Genomic DNA, 20,225 nt, shown 5'->3' on the forward strand with positions numbered 1-20,225 from the left:
TGAGAACGGATTGGATTCGAAACCCCGGACTTCACGACCCCCTCATCTCTTCAACAGGTCGCCCACAATGATTGTGATCAATGCACGTTTTCTCACCCAGGAATTGCGTGGCGTTCAGCGCTTCGCGGAACAGACGTGTCTGGCCCTCAAACAGCTGCGCGACGATGTGGTGTTCGTCGCGCCCCACGGCATCAAGATGCACGACTCGGCCCGCGCGCTGGACGTGCAATGCATCGGTCGCCACTCGGGCCATCTGTGGGAGCAACTGGATCTGCCGCTGTACCTGCGCAGCCAGGGCAATCCGCTTCTGGTGTCGCTGTGCAGCACCGCGCCACTGCTCTACGGCAATCAGATCGCGACCCACCACGACGTCACCTACGTGCGCCATCCGGAAAGCTACACCCGCCTGTTTCGTCTGCTGTACCGGACCATGACGCCGATCATGCTCTCGCGGATCAAGGCGCTGCTGACGGTCAGCAACTTTTCCCGGGGCGAGATTTCGCAGTTCTACAACTACCCGGAAAAGAAGATTTTCGTGGTGCCCAACGCAGTCAGCGGCGAGTTCCAGCCGGGGCCGCCGCTCAAAGATGAAGCGCAATACCTGCTGGCGGTGTCCTCCCCCAGCGCGCACAAGAATTTCAGCCGGATGATTCAGGCCTTCCTGATGCTGCGCAATCACGACGATTTGCAACTGCACATTGTCGGCGGCGCCAGCGACGTGTTCGCCGATGACAACCTGCAGCGCCTGGCCAGCCGCGATTCGCGCATCAAGTTTCTCGGCCGGCTCAGCGACGACGAGCTGATCGCCCAGTACCAGGGCGCCACCGCGTTCGTGTTTCCGTCGCTGTACGAAGGCTTCGGCATTCCGCCCCTTGAAGCCCAGGCCTGCGGATGCCCGGTGCTGGCGGCCAACGCGGCGTCGATTCCGGAAGTGCTGCAAGCCAGCGCGCTGTACTTCGACCCGCTGGACATCACCCACATGGCCTCGGCCATGGAACGCATTCTCACCGATCTGCCGCTGCGCCAGTCCCTGCGCCGGCGCGGCCTGAATAACGTGGCGCGGTTTTCCTGGGAAGAGTCGGCACGGCGGGTGTCGCACCGCATCGATGTCTTGCTCAACCAGCCCCGCGACCGTCGCGCCAGCCCGCCTGCGGGCACCGACGGCCTGCGGCGTGAATCGTCCAGCAAGCTGTGAGGCACGCCCATGAAACGTCTGGCCTATCTCGACGCGCTGCGTGGCATCGCCGCCTTGATGGTGGTGTTCACGCACCTGTATCTGCCGGTCATCGGGCATGTCTGGGTGTTCGATGCGCTGATCGACCCGGGCAAGCTCGGCGTCCTGTGGTTCTTCATGATCAGCGGCGTGGTGATTCCTTACAGCCTCAAGCCTGTTCCCGACGGCGCGCGGCGCTTTCTGATCTCGCGTTTCATGCGCCTGTATCCGGCGTACTGGCTGTCGCTGCTGGTGTTCGTGCTGCTGCTCAAGCTGACCGGCGCGCCGCTGCCGTCACTGGCCCAGTTCGTCGCAAACCTGAGCATGGTCCAGGCCGCACTGGGGTTCGATGACGTGATCGGGCTGTACTGGACGCTGTTCATCGAGCTGGTGTTCTACGGGCTGTGCCTGGTGCTGTTCATCGGCGGCAAGCTGTACGACCAGACCTTTCGCGCGCGCTGCTCGCTGGGGTTTCTGCTGGTGGCGCTGGCGATGAGCATCGTGCGCGCGGTGACTGACCGCAAGTTGCCGGTGGCACTGCCGCTGGCCCTGTCGCTGATGTTCTTCGGTTCGATCTGGCGCCAGTGGCTGCTGGCCGAACACAGCCAGGAGCTGACGCGCAATCTCAAGATGCTGCTGATCGCCTTCGCTGTAGTCCTGCCACCGACGCTGATCATGGCCTACAGCAAGGACATGGGCACCGGGGAAACCTGGGGGCGCTACTGCTTCACCTACGCAGTGGCCATCGCAAGCTTCCTGCTGCTGACCCGCAGCGTTCGCCTGGACCACCCGGCGCTGGTGTGGCTGGGCGCGGTGAGCTACTCGCTGTACCTGCTGCACCCGACCATGGGCATGCTCGCCCAATGGTTGCTGGAACCGACCGGCGCCCCGGCGCTGGTGGTCGCGGTATTCGCCACGGTGCTGACGCTGGGCGCGGCGCACCTGTGCTTTCACTGCATCGAACACCCGTTCATCGAGCTGGGCAAACGGCTCAACAATCGCAAGGCAAGGACGCAGCCAGTCAGTATTTGAAGTCGGCCTGCGCAAATGAAACCGCTTGGGGCCCGCGCGAGCTTCGCTCGACGTGCGGGGTCTTTCAAAGCCGTTAATGCAGAGAACTCCAATGAAAATCGCAATTGTCCACGACTGGCTGGTGACGTACGCCGGTGCCGAAAGGGTTCTGGCATCGTTGATCAATATCTGGCCCGAGGCGGATCTGTTTTCCGTCATTGATTTCCTCAGCGATCAGGACCGCGCGCAACTGGGCGGCAAAGTGGCGACCACCACTTTCATTCAACGCCTGCCCCAGGCCAGGACCCGCTATCAGCGTTATCTGCCGCTGATGCCGATGGCCATCGAACAGCTGGATCTGTCCGGCTACGACCTGATCATCAGCAGCAGCCACGCGGTGGCCAAAGGCGTGCTGTGCGGCCCTGACCAGCTGCACATCAGCTACGTGCACTCGCCGATCCGCTACGCCTGGGACCTGCAGCACCAGTACCTGCGCGAAGCCAACCTGAGCCGCGGGCTCAAGGGCAAGGTCGCGCGCATGATCCTGCACTACATGCGCATGTGGGATCAGCGCACCGCAGCCGGCGTGGATGACTTCATCGCCAACTCGCACTTCATCGGCGCACGCATCACCAAGGCCTACCGCCGCGAATCGACGGTGATCTACCCGCCGGTCGACACCCGCGGCTTCACCCTGCAGGAACACAAGCAGGACTACTACTTCACCGCCTCGCGCATGGTGCCCTACAAGCGCATGCCGATGATCGTCGAAGCCTTCGCCGCGATGCCGGACAAGCGTCTGGTGATGGTCGGCGACGGCCCGGAAATGGACAAGGCGCGCGCCGCCGCAGCCCACGCCCCGAACATCCAGCTGCTGGGTTATCAGCCCTTCAGCGTGTTGCAGGAGCACATGCGCAACGCCCGCGCGTTCGTGTTCGCCGCCGAAGAAGACTTCGGCATCAGCCCGGTGGAAGCCCAGGCCTGCGGCACACCGGTGATCGCCTTCGGCAAGGGCGGCGTGCTGGAAACCGTCTGCGGGCTGGACCACGCCTACCCCACCGGCGTGCTGTATCAGGAGCAGAGCGTGGCGTCGCTGATCGACGCGGTGCAGACCTTCGAGGCCAACAGCCCGCGCATCACGGCCCAGGCCTGTCGCGCCAACGCCGAGCGTTTCAGCCAGGCGCGCTTCGAGCAGGAAATGCGTCAGTTCGTCGAACTGCGCCTGAGCGCCAGCCGTCAGGCCCGTCAACCAGAGCCGGCAAGGCCTGCGCAAGTCGCGCCAGTGGCGCAAGTAGCACCGAATGTGGCAGCCAACGAGCTCTCCGCCCGCGTTGTTCCGATCAAATCCGTCTGAGCGAGCATTAACCATGAGCACACCTCTTCGCGGCATTTTGCACGCTCATCAATCGTCACTGTCTGTCGCTCACCGTTTGCTGGACCTGGCCGTTATCATGCTGTGCGGCTACGGCGTCAACCTGTTGTCCGACGCCGGCATGAGCACTGAAATCTGGATGCAGATCCTGCTGGCCGCCGTGGCGTTTCACTGGCTGGCCGAGTACCACCAGCTGTACGGCTCCTGGCGCGGCGAAAGGATCCTGCGCGAACTGATCAAGGTCTCCAACTACTGGGGCCTGGCGTTCGTCCTGCTGCTGTTCGTCGATTACCTGCTGCTCAAGCCGGCCAACCTCGCCGACAACAGCCAGATGGCGTGGTTTGCTGCGGTGCTGGTGGCGCTGTGCGGTTATCGCCTGGCGATCCGCAGCCTGTTGCACAGCTTTCGCGCCCGGGGCTTCAACACCCGCCGCGTGGCCATCGTCGGCACCGGCCATTGCGGCGAGCGCCTGGCGATGTCCATCGAAAGCGCACCGTGGATGGGTCTCAACCTGCTGGGCTTCTACGACGAAGACCCGCAGCAGATGGACCTGGCGCAGATCGGCCGGCGCATCCCGGTGCTCGGCGATCTGGATCAACTGATCAACGACGCCCGCGACGGCAAGATCGACAAGGTCTACATCACCCTGACCCTGGGCGCCCAGGCGCGTCTGCAGGAGCTGATCAAGGGCCTGTCGGACACCACCGCGTCGGTCTACGTGATCCCCGACGTGTTCATGTTCGAGCTGCTGCACGCACGCAGCGAGAGCATCAACGGGCTGCCGAGCATCAGCATTTTCGACTCGCCCATGGACGGCGCCTGGAGCGTGGTCAAGCGTCTGGAAGACATCGTGTTGTCGAGCGTCATCCTGGCGATGATCGCCCTGCCGCTGATGGTCATCGCGGTGGCGATCAAGCTCACCTCCAAGGGACCGGTGCTGTTTCGCCAGCGTCGCTACGGCCTGGATGGCCGGCCGATCATGGTGTGGAAATTCCGCAGCATGAGCGTGCAGGAAAACGGCGCCGTGGTGACCCAGGCCACCCGCAACGACAGCCGCATCACGCCCTTGGGCGGCTTCCTGCGGCGCACCTCGCTGGACGAGCTGCCGCAGTTCTTCAACGTGCTGCGCGGCGAGATGTCCATCGTCGGCCCGCGCCCGCATGCGGTGGCGCACAACGAGCAATACAGAAAGCAGGTGTCGGGCTACATGCTGCGGCACAAGGTCAAGCCGGGCATCACCGGCTGGGCGCAGATCAACGGCTGGCGTGGCGAAACCGACACGCTGGACAAGATGCAGAAACGCGTGGAATTCGACCTGCAGTACATCGAGCACTGGTCGGTCTGGCTGGACATGAAAATCATCCTGCTGACGCTCTTCAAGGGTTTCGTCAACAAGAACGCTTTCTAGTGTTGCCTCGATAACAACAACGATCTGCCAATAAAAACAACTTGGGCCGTAGCAGCTACGCTCGGCAGGAGGTGCGTGAGTGTTTGAGCGATTGTGATCCGACGTACGGTGTAAGTAAGGGATGCAACGAAATCACTGCGGTGCCAGTACGCACCTTTTAGGATTAGAAGGAACATTCATATGAAAGTAACGTTAGCGGTAGTGCTGCTTTCCAGTCTGGTTTTGCAAGGCTGCGCATTCGCCCCAGGCCAGTACATGTCCCTCGATGACGTAACCGAAAAAGACCCGGACGGCCCCGCGGTCACGCTCGTCAATATCACCCCGGCCACCCTGGCTCAACAGCAGAAGGTTGCGGCGGCTGCGGCCAAACCGTTGCCACCGGAGCTGCTGACCTACAAGACTCCGGAATACGTGGTCGGGCCAGGCGACACCTTGCTGGTGACCGTGTTCGAGCACCCTGAACTGACCGCCCCCGGTTCTCAGGATCAGCTGGACGCCAACACCCGTGAAGTGCTCAACGACGGCACCGTGTTCTTCCCGTATGTCGGCCGCATCCAGGCCGCCGGCAAGACCGTCGCGCAGATCCGCGAGCAACTGCGCATGGGCCTGTTGCCGCAGTACACCGAGGTCAAGGTTGACGTTCGGGTGCTGCGTTACAACAGCCAGCGCGTGCTGCTCTCCGGTGCGTTCAAGACCCCCGGCACCCAGCCGATCACCAACATTCCGCTGAGCCTGGTTCAGGCCATCAGCCAGGCCGGGCTTGACCTGACCGACGCCAACCTCGCGGGGCTGACCCTGCGCCGGGACGGCAAGGACTACGTGATCGACGTCGACTCGCTCAACCGCAAGGATTCGCAACTGAGCAAGATCTACCTCAAGGACGGCGACTACCTGCACCTCAACAGCAACTCCAAGAACAAGATCTACGTGTTGGGCGAAGTTCAGCGCCCTCAGGTGATCCCGTTCAGCGTCACCAGCATCACGCTGCTTGAAGCGCTGGGCTCCTCCGGAGGCCTGAGCCCTGATGCCGCCGATGGTAATGCCGTGTACGTGATTCGCGCCCAGGATGCGACTCACTCGGCCACCGTGTACCACCTCAACGCCAAGAAGCCTACCGCTTATGCGCTGGCCAAGGGCTTCGAGCTGTCGGCACAGGACGTGGTGTTCGTCGGCCCTGCCAACATCACCCGGTGGAGCCGTTACGTGAGCCAGTTGCTGGGTTCCAACAACATCATCCAGACGGGTGCGATGTTCCGGAACTGACCGTGGCCGCTGCAAGCTTCAAGCGGCAAGCTACAAGTTAAAAGCAAGATCAAAATCCTCGCAGTGGCCGGCTGCGGGGATTTTTTTTGCCTGCGATTCGAGTGTTTCCATGGCAACAGTGAATCAACAGTTGTTGGCGTTTTCGGCAAGCGGCAACCCACCGTGCAGGCTTTGCACTGCGGTTTTGCGGGGCTGCTGCGGCTGGCACGCATGCTGCTTTGCAAGGGCTACAGGGTCTCTTTGCCCATTTCATTCGCGTGGTACGCGGCCTGCACGGTGCCCTTTCGCACCTCGGGTGACTGACCCAAGGAATCAGAACATGTTGGTGGTTTCAATTTCAGGCAGCCCTTCGACCCGGTCGCGCTCAGGGGTGGTACTCAAGCACGCGGCGCAGTGGCTGAGCGATCAAGGCGTGGGCGTCAAGGCTGTGCGCATTCAGGATTTCAACGCGGAGGACCTGCTCTACGCACGTTTCGACAGCCCGGCGGTGATCGCCTTTATCGAAGCGGTGGCCAAGGCCGACGGTTTGTTGATCGGCACGCCGGTGTACAAGGCGTCGTTTTCGGGAGCACTGAAAACCTTGCTCGATCTGCTGCCCGAGCGCTCGCTGCACGGCAAGGTGGTGCTGCCGCTGGCCACTGGCGGCAGCATCGCCCACATGCTGGCGGTGGACTACGCGCTCAAGCCGGTGCTCTCGGCCCTCAAGTGCCAGGAAGTGCTGCACGGGGTGTTCGCCATAGACAGCCAGATCAGCTACGGCGAAGGTGAGTTGGGTGGCGAGCTGGACGAGTTGCTGACCCAGCGCCTGCATGACGGGCTGGATCATTTTCTGCTGGGGTTGCAGCACCGCACGAACGCGCGACACAAGGAGGCTGGCGGGCATTTGAAGCTGGCGCTTTGAGCCCTATGCACACTGGATTTAGGTTCCAGTGTGTCCAACACCGTCCCGTAGCAGTCCGGCTTGCCGGCGATCGCCCGCAAGCCAGAGCCAGTTTTTTTCGGACCGCGTTGAGATCCGAGGCTGTGGTTGGGGCATATGCCACTTCAAGATCAAGAGCGCTCTTCCTAACGTCAGATCTGTTTCGACTTCGTCGAGTTACTTGAAAGGACCAAGTAACCAAGTCCTTGTGCTCCTGGTTTGGCCCGACTTCGTCGGGTTCCCTCGCTCCGGTCCCGCTCCGTGGGCCCGGCGCGAAAGGGCCATCCATGGCCCACGCGCCTCTCGCCGCATCCATGCGGCTCGACCCACTCCACGAGACCTCCGTTCGGCCTGCACCCAAGTCGCGTTTTGTGGTGTCTGAGCTATCGCGCATGGCGATCAACATCAAAAGCCAGATCAAGAGCATGAGGGCAATGCCCTCCGTAGCAGCCGAGCTTGCTCGCGGGTCGCCCTCAAGATCGCCCCGCCGGCAAGCCATGCTGCTACGGACGGTGTCGTTCAATCGCTTTTGATCTGCCTTTGATGTTGATCTTCATGCGCGATAGCCCAGACACCACCAATCGCGACTTGGGTGCAGGCCGAATGGAGGTCTCGCGGAGTGGGTCGAGCGGCATGGATGCCGCGAGAGGCGTGTGGGCCATGGATGGCCCTTTCACGCCGGGCCCACGGAGCGAGGCCGGAATGAAGGTAGTCCGACGAAGGAGGACCCAAACCAGGAGCAAGACCCCTTGGTTACTTGGGGGTCTTTTCCAAGTAACTCGACGAAGTCGAAACAGATCTGAGGTTAGGAAGAGCGCTCTTGATCTTGATCTTGATCTTGATCTTGATCTTGATTCGACGAAGTCGAAACAGGTCTGACGTTAGACGGCTTGCCGGCGGGGCGATCCCAGGAACGCCATCGCCGGCGATCAATGCTCAAGAAGCGGATACAACGACAACACCAGCAACGCCGCCATCACCCCGTTGAACACCCGCAACCACAACGGATCGCGCAAGACGTTGCGCAGCAGGCTGCCGAACCCCGCCCACATGCCCACCGCCGGCAGGTTGACGATGCCGAACACCAGGGCGATCACCGCCACGTTGGTGAAATAGCCGTTCATGGGCGTGTAGGTGCTGATCGCGCCGACCGCCATCACCCAGGCTTTGGGGTTGACCCACTGGAACGCCGCCGCGCTGAGGTAGCTCATCGGCTGGCCCTTGCTCTCGGCGCCACTGCCCACCGGCCCGGACGTGGCGATCTTGTACGCCAGGTACAGCAGATACGCCGCGCCCGCGTAACGCAGGATGGTGTAGAGCACTGGATACGCCTTGAACACCGCGCCCAGCCCGAAACCCACCGCCAGCACCATCAGCGCGAAGCCGCAGCTGATGCCGAGCATATGAGGAATGGTGCGGTTGAAACCGAAGTTCACGCCCGAGGACAACAGCATGGTGTTGTTCGGGCCTGGCGTGATCGAGGAGACGAAAGCGAAAAGAACGAAGGCAAGCAAGAGGTCGGCAGTCAGCATGATGCGGGTCCACGGTATGTCATGTTTTACGGCTGTCACGCTATCGAAAGCGGCGGCCGAAACACATGGACAGTGAGGCTGACTTTTACCCGTACAGTTCAGTGATATACGTATCACACATGAAACTGTTATCCCGAACAGTCTGACTCGAAAGGCTCAACCCTGACGGGATTTCGAAGCAGCGCTGACCTCGGCATTCACCTCGCCACGGCTATCGAATTCGCGGGCTTGCTGCAGTTGCGGCTCGGCCATCAACTGGGCTTTGCGTGCCTGATATTCGTCGTAGGACAGGCCGCGACGGTTCAGATCCTCGAGGGCCAACTGATGGGTTTCTTCAGCGGTGTAAGGGCGCAATTCAGGATGATTGCCAGCGGCACAGCCGGAAAGAACAGCGACTGAAAACAGCATGGCGAGGGCGAGAAGACGATTCATGGGAGCCTCCATTCGGCTCGTTTCTGGAATGAAGCCAAGGCTACGCGCCGGGCCTTTCCAGCAGAAATCAGTCGTCTTGATAGTCGCTATCGGCGTTGGAAAGTGATGAAGATCCAGAGGCAGATCATCAACCTGTGGGAGCCGGCTTGCTGGCGAATGCGTCGGATCAGACATTGCAACAGTGAATGAAACATCGCATTCGCCAGCAAGCCGGCTCCCACAGGTCACGCGTTGTGCTTTAAACCAACCAATGCCACAACAGCGACGTACCGATCAGCCCCACCACCGAGACGATCGTCTGCAGCACCGACCAAACCCAGAGCGTCTGCTTGAGCTGCAGGCCGAAGTACTCGCGCACCATCCAGAAGCCGGCGTCGTTGACGTGGCAGAAGAACACCGAACCGGCGCCGATCACCAGCGCTACCAGCGAGGCCTCGACCGGGGCCAGGCCTGCCATCATCGGCGCCAGAATGCCTGCAGTCGTGGTCGTGGCCACAGTCGCCGAACCGGTCGCCTGACGCAGTGCCACGGCGATCAGCCAGGCCAGCAACAGGTAGGGCATGTGCGCGCCTTCGGCCACTTTACTGATGGTCTGGCTGACACCGGCGTCCAGCAGCGTCTGCTTCAGGCCGCCACCGGCACCGATGGTCAGCAGCAGCACGGCAATCGGCGCCAGGCTCTTGCGCAAGGTGCCACCGACCTGCTCGCGGGAAATGCCATTGGCCCAGCCCAGGCACACCGTGGCCGCCAGCACCGCGATACCCAATGCCACCAGCGGCTCGCCGAGGAATTTCAGGGTCAGCGCCGCGCTGCTCTCAGGCTCCATCGCCACTTTGGCCAAGGTGCTGCCGAGCATCAGGATCACCGGCAACAGGATGATCAGCAGCGAGATACCAAAACCCGGCTGCCGCGCCACCGTGGACTTGGCGGAAAACAGCTCGCCCAGTTCGGCAGGCGCTTCGATGTGCAGGCGTTTGGACAGCCAGTTGCCGTACAGAGGCCCTGCCAGAATTACCGCCGGAATGGCCACGCACAGGCCCAGCAACATGGTCAGGCCCAAATCGGCGTGCAAGGTGCTGACGGCGATCAGCGGCCCCGGATGTGGAGGCATAAGCGCATGCAGGGTGGTCATGCCCGCCAGCGCCGGAATGGCGATCTTGAGCAGCGGCAGGTTCGACTGGCGTGCCATGACGAAGATGATCGGCACCATCATCACCAGGCCCACTTCGAAGAACAGCGGCAGGCCGATGACCATCGCCACCAGTGCCATGACCCACGGCAGCGTCCTGCCCTTGCCCAGCCCCAGCAGCGTCGAGGCAATGCGGTCGGCAGCGCCGGACTCGGCCATCAGTGCGCCGAGCATCGCCCCCAGCGCGATGATGATCCCCGCCTCCCCGAGAATCCCGCCCGCGCCCTTGCTGAACGCCTTTGCAACCGCCTCCGCTGGCAGCCCCGCTCCAATCCCTGCGATGAAAGTACCCACCAGAATCGACAGAAATGGCGGAAGTTTGGTGGCACTGATCAGCACGATGATGGTGGCAATGGCGATCAGGCAGCAGATGATGAGCCGGGTGTCATGGAACACCCAGGCAGCAGACGACAAGTCCAAGCGGAACCCCTTTCGTTCGATTTTTATAGAAGGATGATCTGAAACAATTTGTTTCAGATGGCCGAACGATACCGGATGCGGCAACTCGTCGCAGTGATTTTTTTACAGAAAGTGGCCGAAAAGGCGTGTCATTCATCCATTCATGTAAATGAATCAGCCGTCGCACTCGCGGTCGCGCACTCGATCAACACATCGCGCAACGCCTGTGCTGCGGCAGACAATTTGTGGTCGGCCAGGGTCATCAAGCCAATGCGTCGCTCAATGCGAGGCCCTTCAAGGGCGATGCAGCGCGCGCCCAGTTCCTCCATCTGCTGAATGCACAGTGACGGTACCGCACTGACACCCAGGCCGTTGGCCACCATGCGCCCCACCGTCGACAGTTGATGGCTTTCGAAGGCCACCGACAGCTTGCCGTGTTGGGTCTGCAGATCCTGCTCCAGCAACAGACGCACCGCCGACGGCCGCTGCAGGGTGATGAAGTCGTGGTGCAGCAGTTCGTCCCAGTTCACCGTGCCTTGCTCGGCCAGGGGCGATCCCTGGGGCACCACGGCGACGAAACGGTCGGTGTAGAACGGCGTGAACGTCAGTTGGTTGCTCGATTCCGGCTCGAAGCCGATGCCCAGTTCGACCCGCCGGTGATCGACCATCTCCAGCACCTGCTCGTTGATCACGTCGTGCACCGCGACGTTGACCCGCGGGTAGCGTCCGCGAAAGACCTTCAGCGCGATCGGCAACAGGCTGCCGGCAAACGACGGCATGGCGGCTATAGAGACCTTGCCCATCTGCAGGGTGAAGCGCTGGCGCAGCACTTCTTCGGCGTTGTCCCAATCGGCCAGCAGCTGCCGCGCCAGAGGCAACAGCGCCTCGCCTTCCGGAGTGAGGCTGACGCTGCGGGTGGTCCGCGTCAGCAACTGCCCGCCCAAGTCATCTTCCAGTGCTTTAATGGTCAGGCTGAGCGCCGGTTGCGACAGATGCAGCCGCTCGCCCGCCTGGGCAAAACTCAGGCACTGGGCCACGGCGAGAAACGCGCGAAGCTGCTTCACGTTCATATATTTGTATTACTTATCAATTCATGAAAAAAACAAAATTAACAAATCACTGACCTCGGGAGAAGATGCGGACAACGCTCTCCGACAGCCCGATTGTCGGACACAACTACAACGAAGCGGGGATAGCACCATGGCCGGACTCGACAAACGCGTCGCAACCTACGAAGAGGCCCTTGCCGGGCTGACGGACAACATGACAGTACTGGCGGGCGGTTTCGGCCTGTGCGGTATCCCGGAAAACCTCATCGCGCAGATCAAGCGCATGGGCGTGAAGGGCCTGACGGTGGTATCCAACAACTGCGGCGTCGACGGTTTCGGTCTGGGCATCCTGCTCGAAGACCGGCAGATCCGTAAGATGATCGCCTCTTACGTCGGTGAAAACCGCTTGTTCGAAGCTCAGCTGCTGGCCGGCGAGCTGGAAGTCGAACTCACCCCCCAGGGCACCCTGGCGGAAAAAATGCGCGCAGGCGGTGCCGGCATCCCCGCCTTCTACACCGCCACCGGCTATGGCACCCCGGTTGCCGAAGGCAAGGAAACCCGCCAGTTCAACGGCCGCAACGTGATCCTGGAAGAAGCCATCACCGGTGACTTCGCGATCATCAAGGGCTGGAAAGCCGACCATTTCGGCAACGTCGTCTATCGCCATACCGCGCAGAACTTCAACCCGGTCGCCGCCACCGCCGGCAAGATCACCGTGGTCGAGGTTGAGGAAATCGTCGAGCCCGGCGTGCTGCTGCCGACCGAGATCCACACCCCCGGCATCTATGTCGATCGCGTGATTCTGGGCACGTTCGAGAAACGCATCGAACAGCGCACCGTCCGCAAACCCTGAGCACACCGCGACCCCGTAGCAGCCGGGCTTGCCCGCGGTAGCGCCAGAGGCAACACCGCCATACGCAAGCCGGACGCTAACGACAACGGCCACCGAACAGAATAAAAGAGACCCAAACCATGGCACTCTCCCGCGAACAAATGGCACAGCGCGTTGCGCGCGAACTGCAAGACGGCTTCTACGTGAACCTGGGCATCGGCATTCCGACCCTGGTCGCCAACTACGTTCCCGATGGCATCGACGTGATGCTGCAATCGGAAAACGGCCTGCTGGGCATGGGCGCGTTTCCCACCGAGGACACCATCGACGCCGACATGATCAACGCCGGCAAACAGACCGTGACCGCACGGGTCGGCGCGTCGATTTTCTCCTCCGCCGAATCCTTCGCCATGATCCGTGGCGGCCACGTGGACCTGACCGTACTGGGCGCCTTCGAAGTCGACGTCGAAGGCAACATCGCCTCCTGGATGATCCCCGGCAAGCTGGTCAAGGGCATGGGTGGCGCGATGGACCTGGTGGCAGGCGCCGACAACATCATCGTGACCATGACTCACGCCTCCAAGGACGGCGAATCCAAGCTGCTGCCGCGCTGCAGCCTGCCGCTGACCGGCGCCGGTTGCATCAAGAAGGTGTTGACCGATCTTGCGTACCTGGAGATCGAGAACGGCGCCTTCATCCTGCGCGAAACCGCACCGGGCGTGAGCATCGAGGAAATCGTCGCCAAGACCGCCGGCAAGCTGATCGTGCCGGATGATGTCGTCGAAATGACGTTCTAAACGAACCTGTGGGAGCCGGCTTGCTGGCGAATGCGGTGGATCAGACAACACGATATTGAATGAACCACCGCAATCGCCAGCAAGCCGGCTCCCACGGCCTTCAGCCAGAAGCGGAGCCATGCCGGCCTGATGCATCAGCGTCGCACCTGGCCGCCACCCCGCCCCTTCAGCAATGAAGGGGCTTTGCCGTATCTGGCCCCGACGCTTTTTCTGCAGCACCGCCAACACACAATAACGATTCCAACAGCACCTAAAAATAATTCCAAGAGGTACAACAACGTGGCAGCCGATATCGAAGAAAGCCGCTCCGCCCGATTTGCCCTGCGCTGCGCGAAATGGGCCGAACGCTGGTTCCCTGATTCCTGGGTGTTCGCCGCCCTGGCCGTGGTCATTGTGACCCTGGCCACCCTGGCCATCGGCGCCAAACCCGCCGACACCGCCAAGGCCTTCGGCGACGGGTTCTGGAGCCTGATTCCCTTCACCATGCAGATGGCCTTCGTGGTCATCGGCGGCTATGTGGTCGCCAGCTCCCCGCCTGCGGTGAAACTGATCGACCGCCTGGCGCGCATTCCCAAGAACGGCCGCTCGGCCGTGGCCTGGGTCGCGCTGATTTCCATGGTCGCCTCCTTGCTCAACTGGGGTCTGTCGCTGGTGTTCGGCGGTTTGCTGGTGCGCGCACTGGCCCGCCGCACCGACCTGAAAATGGACTACCGTGCCGCCGGTGCCGCGGCCTATCTGGGCCTGGGCGCCGTCTGGGCGCTGGGCCTGTCGTCGTCGGCCGCGCAACTGCAGGCCAACCCGGCCAGCCTGCCGCCGTCGATCCTGGCGATCACCGGGATGATCCCGTTCACCCAGACCATCTTCCTCTGGCAGTCGGGCGTGATGCTGCTGGCGCTGGTGGTGATTTCGATCATCGTCGCCTATGCCACCGCCCCCGGCCCGGCCAACGCCCGTGACGCAAAGGAATGCGGTATCGACCCTGCGTTCAGCCCGCCACCGCTGGCACCGCGCACCCGCCCGGGCGAGTGGCTGGAATACAGCCCGCTGCTGATCATCCTGATGGTGGTGCTGGCGTCCGGCTGGCTGTACAACGAGTTCACCACCAAGCCTGCGATCACTGCGATTTCCGGCCTCAACACCTACAACTTCCTGTTCATCATGGTCGGCGCCCTGCTGCACTGGCGCCCGCGCAGCTTCCTCGACGCTGTGGCCCGCGCCGTGCCGACCACCACCGGCGTGCTGATCCAGTTCCCGCTGTACGGCTCGATCGCCGCGCTGCTGACCACAGTCAAGGGCGGTGACGCGCAGACCGTCGCGCACCACATCTCGACCTTCTTCACCAGCATCGCGTCCCACGACACCTACGCGCTGCTGATGGGCGTGTACTCGGCGATCCTCGGCTTCTTCATTCCGTCCGGTGGCGGCAAGTGGATCATCGAGGCACCTTATGTGATGCAAGTGGCCAACGATCTGAAGTACCACCTGGGCTGGGCGGTGCAGATCTACAACGCCGCTGAAGCGCTGCCGAACCTGATCAACCCGTTCTACATGCTGCCGCTGCTGGGCGTGCTGGGCCTGAAGGCGCGGGACCTGATCGGCTTCTCGTTCGTGCAGTTGCTGGTGCACACGCCGCTGGTGCTGTTCCTGCTGTGGGCGTTGGGGGCGACGCTGGCCTATATTCCGCCTGTGATACCTTAAGCGACGGACCCAGCTGGGTCGGCTCGGTGCACTCGATAACACCGAGCCAATACCTGTGGGAGCCGGCTTGCTGGCGAATACGGTTGGCCATTCACTGTTGTGGTGTCTGACCTGACGCGTTCGCCAGCAAGCCGGCTCCCACGGCCTTCGGCCAGAAGCTATTTGTCACTGGCCACATCACCCTTCACAATCCCCTGCCCTTCTTCACGCGGCAGACCGGTTCACATGAAAAACATCGCCTATTTTGCCTTCGCCCTGCTGGGGCTGATCTGGGGCACCAACTTCATGTACATGAAGTGGGCGGTTGAGTGGATTTCCCCACTGCAGGTTGTGCTGCTGCGCTCGTTCTTCGGCTTTCTGCCGATCCTGATCTATGCGCTGATCACCCGCTCGCTGAGCATCAAACACATCCGCCACCTGCACCATTTCGTGGTCATGGCGCTGCTGGCCACGGCGGTCTACTACTACTTCTACGCCCGTGCCGCCACGCTGATGCCGTCCGGTATTGCCGGCCTGCTCAGCGGCGCGATTCCGCTGTTCACCTTCATCTGCGCGTTTCTGTTCCTGCGTGAAGAAAAGCTCAACGCACGCATGGCCCTGGGCACACTGATGGGTTTTGGCGGGGTGATGTTGATCGCCCGGCCATGGGCCACCGGCACCGAGTCGATCTCGCTGGAGGGTGTGCTCTACATGGCGCTGGGCTCGATCAGCATCGGCGGATCCTTCGTCTACGCGCGACGCTTTCTCACCGGCCTGAACATCCCCGCCGCCGCCTTGAGCACCTACCAGATCGGCCTGGCGCTGCTCATCCTGCTGCTGGTCACCGACCGCACGGGCATGGAACACATCCTCGAAAGCCCGAAAGCCTTGATCGGCGTCTCGCTGGGCCTGGGTCTGGCGGGCACCGGGATTGCCTTTATCCTCTATTACTTCATCGTCGAGCGACTGGGTGCGCTGGTGGCGGCGTCAGCGACCTACCTGCCCTCGGTCATCGCCCTGCTGATCGGTATCTTCGTTGCGGGAGAACCGGTGCACGCACTGGACTTGGTGGCCATCGTCGCGATCCTCGGTGGAGTGTTCGTGTTGCAGAGCGGGCGCCGAAAGGCCGAGCGGCCGGAGCCGAAACAGGCTGCCAAACAGTAATCCCTTCAGGCGCTAGATCGGCGCCTGAAGGAGCCCAACCTGATCTCAGGCCTGATAGCTGTAATTACGTTCGACCCTGACCACCCGCGTCGTGCACTGCCGATACCAGCTCGATCGGCCCTGTTCACGAATCGCTGCGTGTTCAGGGTCGTGCTTCCACGCCAGGATCGCGGCTTCGCTGGCCCAATACGAGACGGTAATCCCCAGGCCATCTTCGCCGCGCGCCGATTCCACCCCGAGAAACCCGGGCTGTTCACGAACCCGCTCAAGCATCCGCTGCGCCGCACACTGATAGCCGGCGTCATCTTGCACCGTGCGAAGCGAGGTGAAGATCACCGCGTAATAGGGTGTGGCGAAAGTGTCTGCCATCATGCCGATCACGCCCGTCTCTCCCTGCACGCGTTGACGAACGCCTTGACCAGCGGCGGTGTGATGCCTTCCAGCGCGGCACGCTCGGGCTGAAACAGGGCGGCGAGGAAGAACGGGTGACCGTCCAGCTCCATCGCCCGGATCTCGCCGTCAGGGTCATAGCCACTGACCTTCATGGGCCCGGCGAACACCTGCGCCTCCAGCGCCTTGCGCAGGCCGTAGCGGCATCGATAGCGCTCTTGGGTCTGAGCGGCGCCGTAGGCCGCTTCGATTCGCGAACCGGGCAGCAAATCGATGGGCGCGAAGGCTTCCACCAGCGAGCAACTGAGCGGCGTGATGATCGCCTGCTCGGAGTCCGGCGCCGTCTCGGCGTGCTCGGCATCGGCCCAGCCCAGAAGGTTGCGCGCGTACTCCAGCAGTGCGTGCTGGAAGCCGCCGCAAGTGCCGAGAAATGGCACCCGCTGCTCACGCGCAAAGCGGATGGCGGTCAGCGCGCCGTCCATGTCGCGGTAGGGGCTGGCGGGCACGCACCAGATACCGTCGAATGCGTGCAAGCCTTCGCCGCTGCCGACTTCCTGGGTCGGCAGCCAGTGAAACTCGACGACCGTTCCAACCTCCCCCGCCACCCTGTCCAGCGCCACCGGAATCGCCTGGTGGGCGGGCACTTGCTGGTCATAGTCTCCGACCAATGCGATGCGAATCACCTGTTTGTCTGGCATGTCTGCTCCCTGAAATTCAAACGCTTTGCGCAACGTGCGAGAGGGACTATAAGCTTGTCGTTACGCAATCAGAATGGGCGTTCAGGCAAGTGAACCATGCAGCAGCGCAATATAAAATCAGCCATCCGGACCTGTCCCTGATCCTCGCGCTGGTGCGCGGCCGGACCTTGGCCAGGGCCGCCGAACAGCTCAAGGTCGATGTCTCTACGGTGTTTCGCGCGGTGCGCCGCCTGGAGAAATCCCTTGGCATCGCCTTGTTCGAGAAAAGCCGCGCCGGCTATCGCCCCACCAGCGCGGCGCTGGTGCTGTCGCAGCAAGCCGAGAGCGCCGAACAGGCTTTGGCACTGGCGCAGATCGCGCTGGAACAGGACCGGGAAACCGTGAGTGGCAGCGTGCGCCTGACCTGCACCGAAGCGGTGTTGCAAAGCCTGCTGCTGCCGGCCTTGACGCGCTTCATGCCGGACTACCCCGCCCTGCGCCTGGAGCTGAACACCTCGGACACCTTCGCCAACCTCAGCCGCCGCGACGCCGACATCGCCCTGCGTCTGACCGACGCGCCACCGCAGCATCTGGTGGGCACGCAGCTGGCAACGGTGTCGTATCGGGTCTATGCCAGCGAGTTGTATCTGCGACGCTGCGAAACCACCGAGCTGGAAAAGATGGACTGGATCGCCCCGGACGATTTCCTGCCCGATCACCCCACGGTCAGCTGGCGCCGCCAGCAATGGCCGCAGATCAACCCGACCTACCGCTGCAGTTCGATGCAGACCGTGGCGCAGATGGTCCGCGCCGGGATGGGCGTGGCGGCGTTGCCAGACTTCATGTTGCAGGCCGGTGAACTGACGCCGCTGAGCGAACCGTTGCAGGGCTACGACACGCAACTTTGGTTGCTGACCCGGCCGGATTGCCGGGCGCTGCGTTCGGTGTCGGCGTTGTTTAGCGAGTTGACCCGGGCGATCAGGATGGCTTGAAGCTATTCGCCAGCAAGCCGGCTCCCACAGGTGTGCGGCTCGCAAGCTCGCGCCTTTTATGTGCGCTCACGCCTGAACTGCCCCGGCGGCATGCCGTGGGCCTTGCGAAAACGCCGTGAAAAGTACGCCTCGTCGGTGAAGCCGCAGACCTGGGCGATGTGGCTGAGCGGCTTGTCGCTGTTCATCAACTGGGTTCGCGCTAGGCGCATGCGTCGCTCCAGCACCAGCTCGGAAAAGGTGTTGCCGGTTTCCTTGCGCAGCAGGTGAGTCAGGTAGTTGGGCGACAGAAACGCGGCCGCCGCCGCATCGGTCAGGGTCATGGCCGGGTCTTTGATGTGATCGCGAATGTAGGCCATGACTCGCCCCATGGCATCGCGCCGCCCGCGCCGCTCGGCCTTGTTCGCCGACAGCGCGCGCAATTGCGGCTCGAACAGGTTGCAGACCTTGCCGATCAACTGCAGCAGATAGCCCCGCAGAATCGCCGCGCAGCCCAGCTGGCGGGTGCGATCGGCCTCGCGCATCAGGTCGAGCAGCGTGGTCACTTCGGCGAAGTCGGCGTCGCCGAGGATGAAGTCCAGATGCTCCTGAAACCGGAACGGCGCCAGCTCCGGCGCATCGGTCAGGGGGATGTCCTCCAGGTCCATCGGATCGCACTGCACGTGTTGCAGGAGAAACTCCTGGGCGAAGTTGATCAGCACGAAGCTGCCGTCTTCGGGATGGGGGATCACGTGCAGACGATGGGGCAGGATGAACGCCAGGGTGTTGCGCGGAAACGGCCGGATCGCGCCGCCGATGTGCTGGACCGTGTCGCCGCCGAGGTTGATCTGAATCTGGAAATAATCGTGGCGATGGGGCGTAGTCAGCGCCGGACGGCCCGACTTGTCACGGATGTAGAAATCCATGCGGTCGCTGCGTTGATGCATGCCGTAGGTCTGGATGCGGGACGTGTTGGCCATTGCGTGACACCTGAACTCACCGAAGCTGACTGGCGCATGTTAGGGGCGCCAGCCAGTTGCAGCAACTTGGCGTCAGGCGATCGTGACGCTCAGCTCGGCAATGCCATCGATGCCGGCGGTCACCACATCGCCGCGTTGCAGCGCGCCCACGCCTGCCGGGGTTCCGGTGTAGATCAAGTCGCCCGCTTTCACGCCCACCGACTGCGACAGGTAAGCGATCACATCTTGCACCGCCCAGATCTGGTCGGCCAAGTCGCCCTGCTGACGGGTCTCGCCGTTGACGTTCAGCCAGATCGAACCGCCGCTCGGATGGCCGATCTTGCTCACTGGCAACAACGGCGTGGCCGGTGCCGAGGCGTCGAAGGCCTTGGCCCACTCCCACGGACGGCCCATTTTCTTGGCCTGGGCCTGCAGGTCGCGACGGGTCAGGTCCAGACCCACGCCATAGCCCCAGACATGGCTCAGCGCGTCTTCAGGCTGAATGTCGACCCCGTCCTTGCCGATGGCCACGACCAGCTCGATCTCGTGGTGCAGGTCGGCGGTCAGCGGCGGATAGGCGATCCGGCCTTCGGCGGGGACCACGGCATCGGCGGGTTTCATGAAGAAGAACGGCGGTTCGCGGTCCGGATCGTGCCCCATCTCGCGGGCGTGCTCGGAGTAGTTACGACCGACGCAGAACACGCGGCGGATGGGAAAGCGGCTGGTGGTGCCTGCCACGGCCAGCGACGGCGTGGCGACCGGTGCGATGACGAATTCGCTCATGGTGATGTCCTCAAGTGACGGGTGACGGCTTGAGGACAGTGTGCGCCGCAGGCGGCGGGCCGGGTTGGACAGATCCCTCGACGTTATGGACGAAACAAAGGACTTCAGAGCCGTCATGATTTCACGTCGTACACGCCCCCTGTGGGAGCCGGCTTGCTGGCGAATACGACCGTTCAGACACCTGAATGGTC

The 20,225-nt window shown here is 62.5% G+C and carries 19 protein-coding genes; 11 read left to right on the plus strand and 8 right to left on the minus strand.

Annotated features, from left to right (window positions below; translation table 11 throughout):
• Window positions 1-67: 67 nt before the first annotated feature.
• The 6 genes from AC1MEK_RS24345 (at window position 68) to ssuE (ending at window position 7,168) form a co-directional block, all read left to right on the plus strand.
• Window positions 68-1,195 (plus strand): glycosyltransferase family 4 protein, encoded by a 1,128-nt coding sequence (locus AC1MEK_RS24345; RefSeq protein WP_480398831.1) that lies wholly within the window; start codon window positions 68-70, stop codon window positions 1,193-1,195.
• Window positions 1,196-1,204: 9 nt separating this feature from the next.
• The gene (locus AC1MEK_RS24350) at window positions 1,205-2,245 is read left to right on the plus strand and encodes an acyltransferase family protein (protein ID WP_480398832.1); all 1,041 of its coding nucleotides are present in this window, start codon (window positions 1,205-1,207) and stop codon (window positions 2,243-2,245) included.
• Window positions 2,246-2,336: 91 nt separating this feature from the next.
• The gene (locus AC1MEK_RS24355; RefSeq protein WP_480398833.1) at window positions 2,337-3,578 is read left to right on the plus strand and encodes a glycosyltransferase family 4 protein; all 1,242 of its coding nucleotides are present in this window, start codon (window positions 2,337-2,339) and stop codon (window positions 3,576-3,578) included.
• Between the two features lie 13 nt (window positions 3,579-3,591).
• Window positions 3,592-5,004, plus strand: coding sequence for an undecaprenyl-phosphate glucose phosphotransferase (locus AC1MEK_RS24360; RefSeq protein ID WP_480398834.1), 1,413 nt, complete (start codon window positions 3,592-3,594; stop codon window positions 5,002-5,004).
• A gap of 180 nt (window positions 5,005-5,184) precedes the next feature.
• Window positions 5,185-6,267, plus strand: a complete 1,083-nt coding sequence (locus tag AC1MEK_RS24365) for a polysaccharide biosynthesis/export family protein (RefSeq protein ID WP_480398835.1) — start codon at window positions 5,185-5,187, stop codon at window positions 6,265-6,267.
• A gap of 319 nt (window positions 6,268-6,586) precedes the next feature.
• On the plus strand, window positions 6,587-7,168 hold the full coding sequence (gene ssuE / locus AC1MEK_RS24370) for an NADPH-dependent FMN reductase (RefSeq protein ID WP_480398836.1): 582 nt from the start codon (window positions 6,587-6,589) through the stop codon (window positions 7,166-7,168).
• A gap of 947 nt (window positions 7,169-8,115) precedes the next feature.
• Here the strand turns inward: ssuE and AC1MEK_RS24375 are convergent.
• The 4 genes from AC1MEK_RS24375 to AC1MEK_RS24390 all read right to left on the minus strand — a co-directional run bounded on the left by AC1MEK_RS24375 (window position 8,116) and on the right by AC1MEK_RS24390 (window position 11,808).
• Window positions 8,116-8,721, minus strand: coding sequence for a LysE family translocator (locus AC1MEK_RS24375; RefSeq protein WP_480398930.1), 606 nt, complete (start codon window positions 8,719-8,721; stop codon window positions 8,116-8,118).
• A 153-nt stretch (window positions 8,722-8,874) separates the two neighbouring features.
• Window positions 8,875-9,150 (minus strand): hypothetical protein, encoded by a 276-nt coding sequence (locus tag AC1MEK_RS24380; protein ID WP_480398837.1) that lies wholly within the window; start codon window positions 9,148-9,150, stop codon window positions 8,875-8,877.
• 238 nt (window positions 9,151-9,388) lie between these two features.
• The gene (locus tag AC1MEK_RS24385) at window positions 9,389-10,759 is read right to left on the minus strand and encodes a GntT/GntP/DsdX family permease (protein ID WP_480398838.1); all 1,371 of its coding nucleotides are present in this window, start codon (window positions 10,757-10,759) and stop codon (window positions 9,389-9,391) included.
• A gap of 140 nt (window positions 10,760-10,899) precedes the next feature.
• Window positions 10,900-11,808, minus strand: coding sequence for a LysR family transcriptional regulator (locus AC1MEK_RS24390; RefSeq protein ID WP_480398839.1), 909 nt, complete (start codon window positions 11,806-11,808; stop codon window positions 10,900-10,902).
• Window positions 11,809-11,938: 130 nt separating this feature from the next.
• Between AC1MEK_RS24390 and AC1MEK_RS24395 the strand changes: the two genes are divergently transcribed.
• From AC1MEK_RS24395 to AC1MEK_RS24410, 4 genes are all read left to right on the plus strand, one after another.
• Window positions 11,939-12,640, plus strand: a complete 702-nt coding sequence (locus AC1MEK_RS24395; protein ID WP_480398840.1) for a CoA transferase subunit A — start codon at window positions 11,939-11,941, stop codon at window positions 12,638-12,640.
• Window positions 12,641-12,759: 119 nt separating this feature from the next.
• Complete coding sequence (locus AC1MEK_RS24400; protein ID WP_480398841.1) at window positions 12,760-13,416, plus strand: CoA transferase subunit B; 657 nt, start codon at window positions 12,760-12,762, stop codon at window positions 13,414-13,416.
• A 279-nt stretch (window positions 13,417-13,695) separates the two neighbouring features.
• Window positions 13,696-15,114, plus strand: a complete 1,419-nt coding sequence (locus AC1MEK_RS24405) for a short-chain fatty acid transporter (RefSeq protein WP_480398842.1) — start codon at window positions 13,696-13,698, stop codon at window positions 15,112-15,114.
• Window positions 15,115-15,339: 225 nt separating this feature from the next.
• Complete coding sequence (locus tag AC1MEK_RS24410) at window positions 15,340-16,257, plus strand: DMT family transporter (protein ID WP_480398843.1); 918 nt, start codon at window positions 15,340-15,342, stop codon at window positions 16,255-16,257.
• Between the two features lie 45 nt (window positions 16,258-16,302).
• Here the strand turns inward: AC1MEK_RS24410 and AC1MEK_RS24415 are convergent, their stop codons facing one another.
• Window positions 16,303-16,629, minus strand: coding sequence for an antibiotic biosynthesis monooxygenase family protein (locus tag AC1MEK_RS24415; protein WP_480398931.1), 327 nt, complete (start codon window positions 16,627-16,629; stop codon window positions 16,303-16,305).
• Between the two features lie 5 nt (window positions 16,630-16,634).
• Window positions 16,635-17,345, minus strand: a complete 711-nt coding sequence (locus AC1MEK_RS24420; RefSeq protein WP_480398844.1) for a CTP synthase C-terminal region-related (seleno)protein — start codon at window positions 17,343-17,345, stop codon at window positions 16,635-16,637.
• Between the two features lie 89 nt (window positions 17,346-17,434).
• Between AC1MEK_RS24420 and AC1MEK_RS24425 the strand changes: the two genes are divergently transcribed.
• Window positions 17,435-18,316 carry a LysR family transcriptional regulator gene (locus AC1MEK_RS24425; RefSeq protein ID WP_480398845.1) on the plus strand — a complete coding sequence of 294 codons (882 nt, stop codon included), beginning with the start codon at window positions 17,435-17,437 and terminating at the stop codon, window positions 18,314-18,316.
• 56 nt (window positions 18,317-18,372) lie between these two features.
• Here the strand turns inward: AC1MEK_RS24425 and AC1MEK_RS24430 are convergent, their stop codons facing one another.
• Both AC1MEK_RS24430 and AC1MEK_RS24435 read right to left on the minus strand, forming a co-directional pair.
• Complete coding sequence (locus AC1MEK_RS24430) at window positions 18,373-19,272, minus strand: helix-turn-helix transcriptional regulator (RefSeq protein ID WP_480398846.1); 900 nt, start codon at window positions 19,270-19,272, stop codon at window positions 18,373-18,375.
• Window positions 19,273-19,344: 72 nt separating this feature from the next.
• Complete coding sequence (locus AC1MEK_RS24435; protein ID WP_480398847.1) at window positions 19,345-20,034, minus strand: fumarylacetoacetate hydrolase family protein; 690 nt, start codon at window positions 20,032-20,034, stop codon at window positions 19,345-19,347.
• Window positions 20,035-20,225 lie beyond the last annotated feature (191 nt).

The organism is Pseudomonas sp. 2 (genome assembly GCF_056627435.1).

Excerpts from the sequence above, each read along its gene's own strand:
- ssuE (WP_480398836.1), top strand. The coding sequence starts at position 6,587 with ATGTTGGTGGTTTCAATTTCAGGCAGCCCTTCGACCCGGTCGCGCTCA.
- AC1MEK_RS24395 (WP_480398840.1), top strand. The coding sequence starts at position 11,939 with ATGGCCGGACTCGACAAACGCGTCGCAACCTACGAAGAGGCCCTTGCC.
- AC1MEK_RS24420 (WP_480398844.1), bottom strand. The coding sequence starts at position 17,345 with ATGCCAGACAAACAGGTGATTCGCATCGCATTGGTCGGAGACTATGAC.
- AC1MEK_RS24400 (WP_480398841.1), top strand. The coding sequence starts at position 12,760 with ATGGCACTCTCCCGCGAACAAATGGCACAGCGCGTTGCGCGCGAACTG.
- AC1MEK_RS24345 (WP_480398831.1), top strand. The coding sequence starts at position 68 with ATGATTGTGATCAATGCACGTTTTCTCACCCAGGAATTGCGTGGCGTT.
- AC1MEK_RS24435 (WP_480398847.1), bottom strand. The coding sequence starts at position 20,034 with ATGAGCGAATTCGTCATCGCACCGGTCGCCACGCCGTCGCTGGCCGTG.
- AC1MEK_RS24390 (WP_480398839.1), bottom strand. The coding sequence starts at position 11,808 with ATGAACGTGAAGCAGCTTCGCGCGTTTCTCGCCGTGGCCCAGTGCCTG.
- AC1MEK_RS24415 (WP_480398931.1), bottom strand. The coding sequence starts at position 16,629 with ATGATGGCAGACACTTTCGCCACACCCTATTACGCGGTGATCTTCACC.
- AC1MEK_RS24360 (WP_480398834.1), top strand. The coding sequence starts at position 3,592 with ATGAGCACACCTCTTCGCGGCATTTTGCACGCTCATCAATCGTCACTG.
- AC1MEK_RS24350 (WP_480398832.1), top strand. The coding sequence starts at position 1,205 with ATGAAACGTCTGGCCTATCTCGACGCGCTGCGTGGCATCGCCGCCTTG.
- AC1MEK_RS24430 (WP_480398846.1), bottom strand. The coding sequence starts at position 19,272 with ATGGCCAACACGTCCCGCATCCAGACCTACGGCATGCATCAACGCAGC.
- AC1MEK_RS24380 (WP_480398837.1), bottom strand. The coding sequence starts at position 9,150 with ATGAATCGTCTTCTCGCCCTCGCCATGCTGTTTTCAGTCGCTGTTCTT.
- AC1MEK_RS24410 (WP_480398843.1), top strand. The coding sequence starts at position 15,340 with ATGAAAAACATCGCCTATTTTGCCTTCGCCCTGCTGGGGCTGATCTGG.
- AC1MEK_RS24355 (WP_480398833.1), top strand. The coding sequence starts at position 2,337 with ATGAAAATCGCAATTGTCCACGACTGGCTGGTGACGTACGCCGGTGCC.
- AC1MEK_RS24365 (WP_480398835.1), top strand. The coding sequence starts at position 5,185 with ATGAAAGTAACGTTAGCGGTAGTGCTGCTTTCCAGTCTGGTTTTGCAA.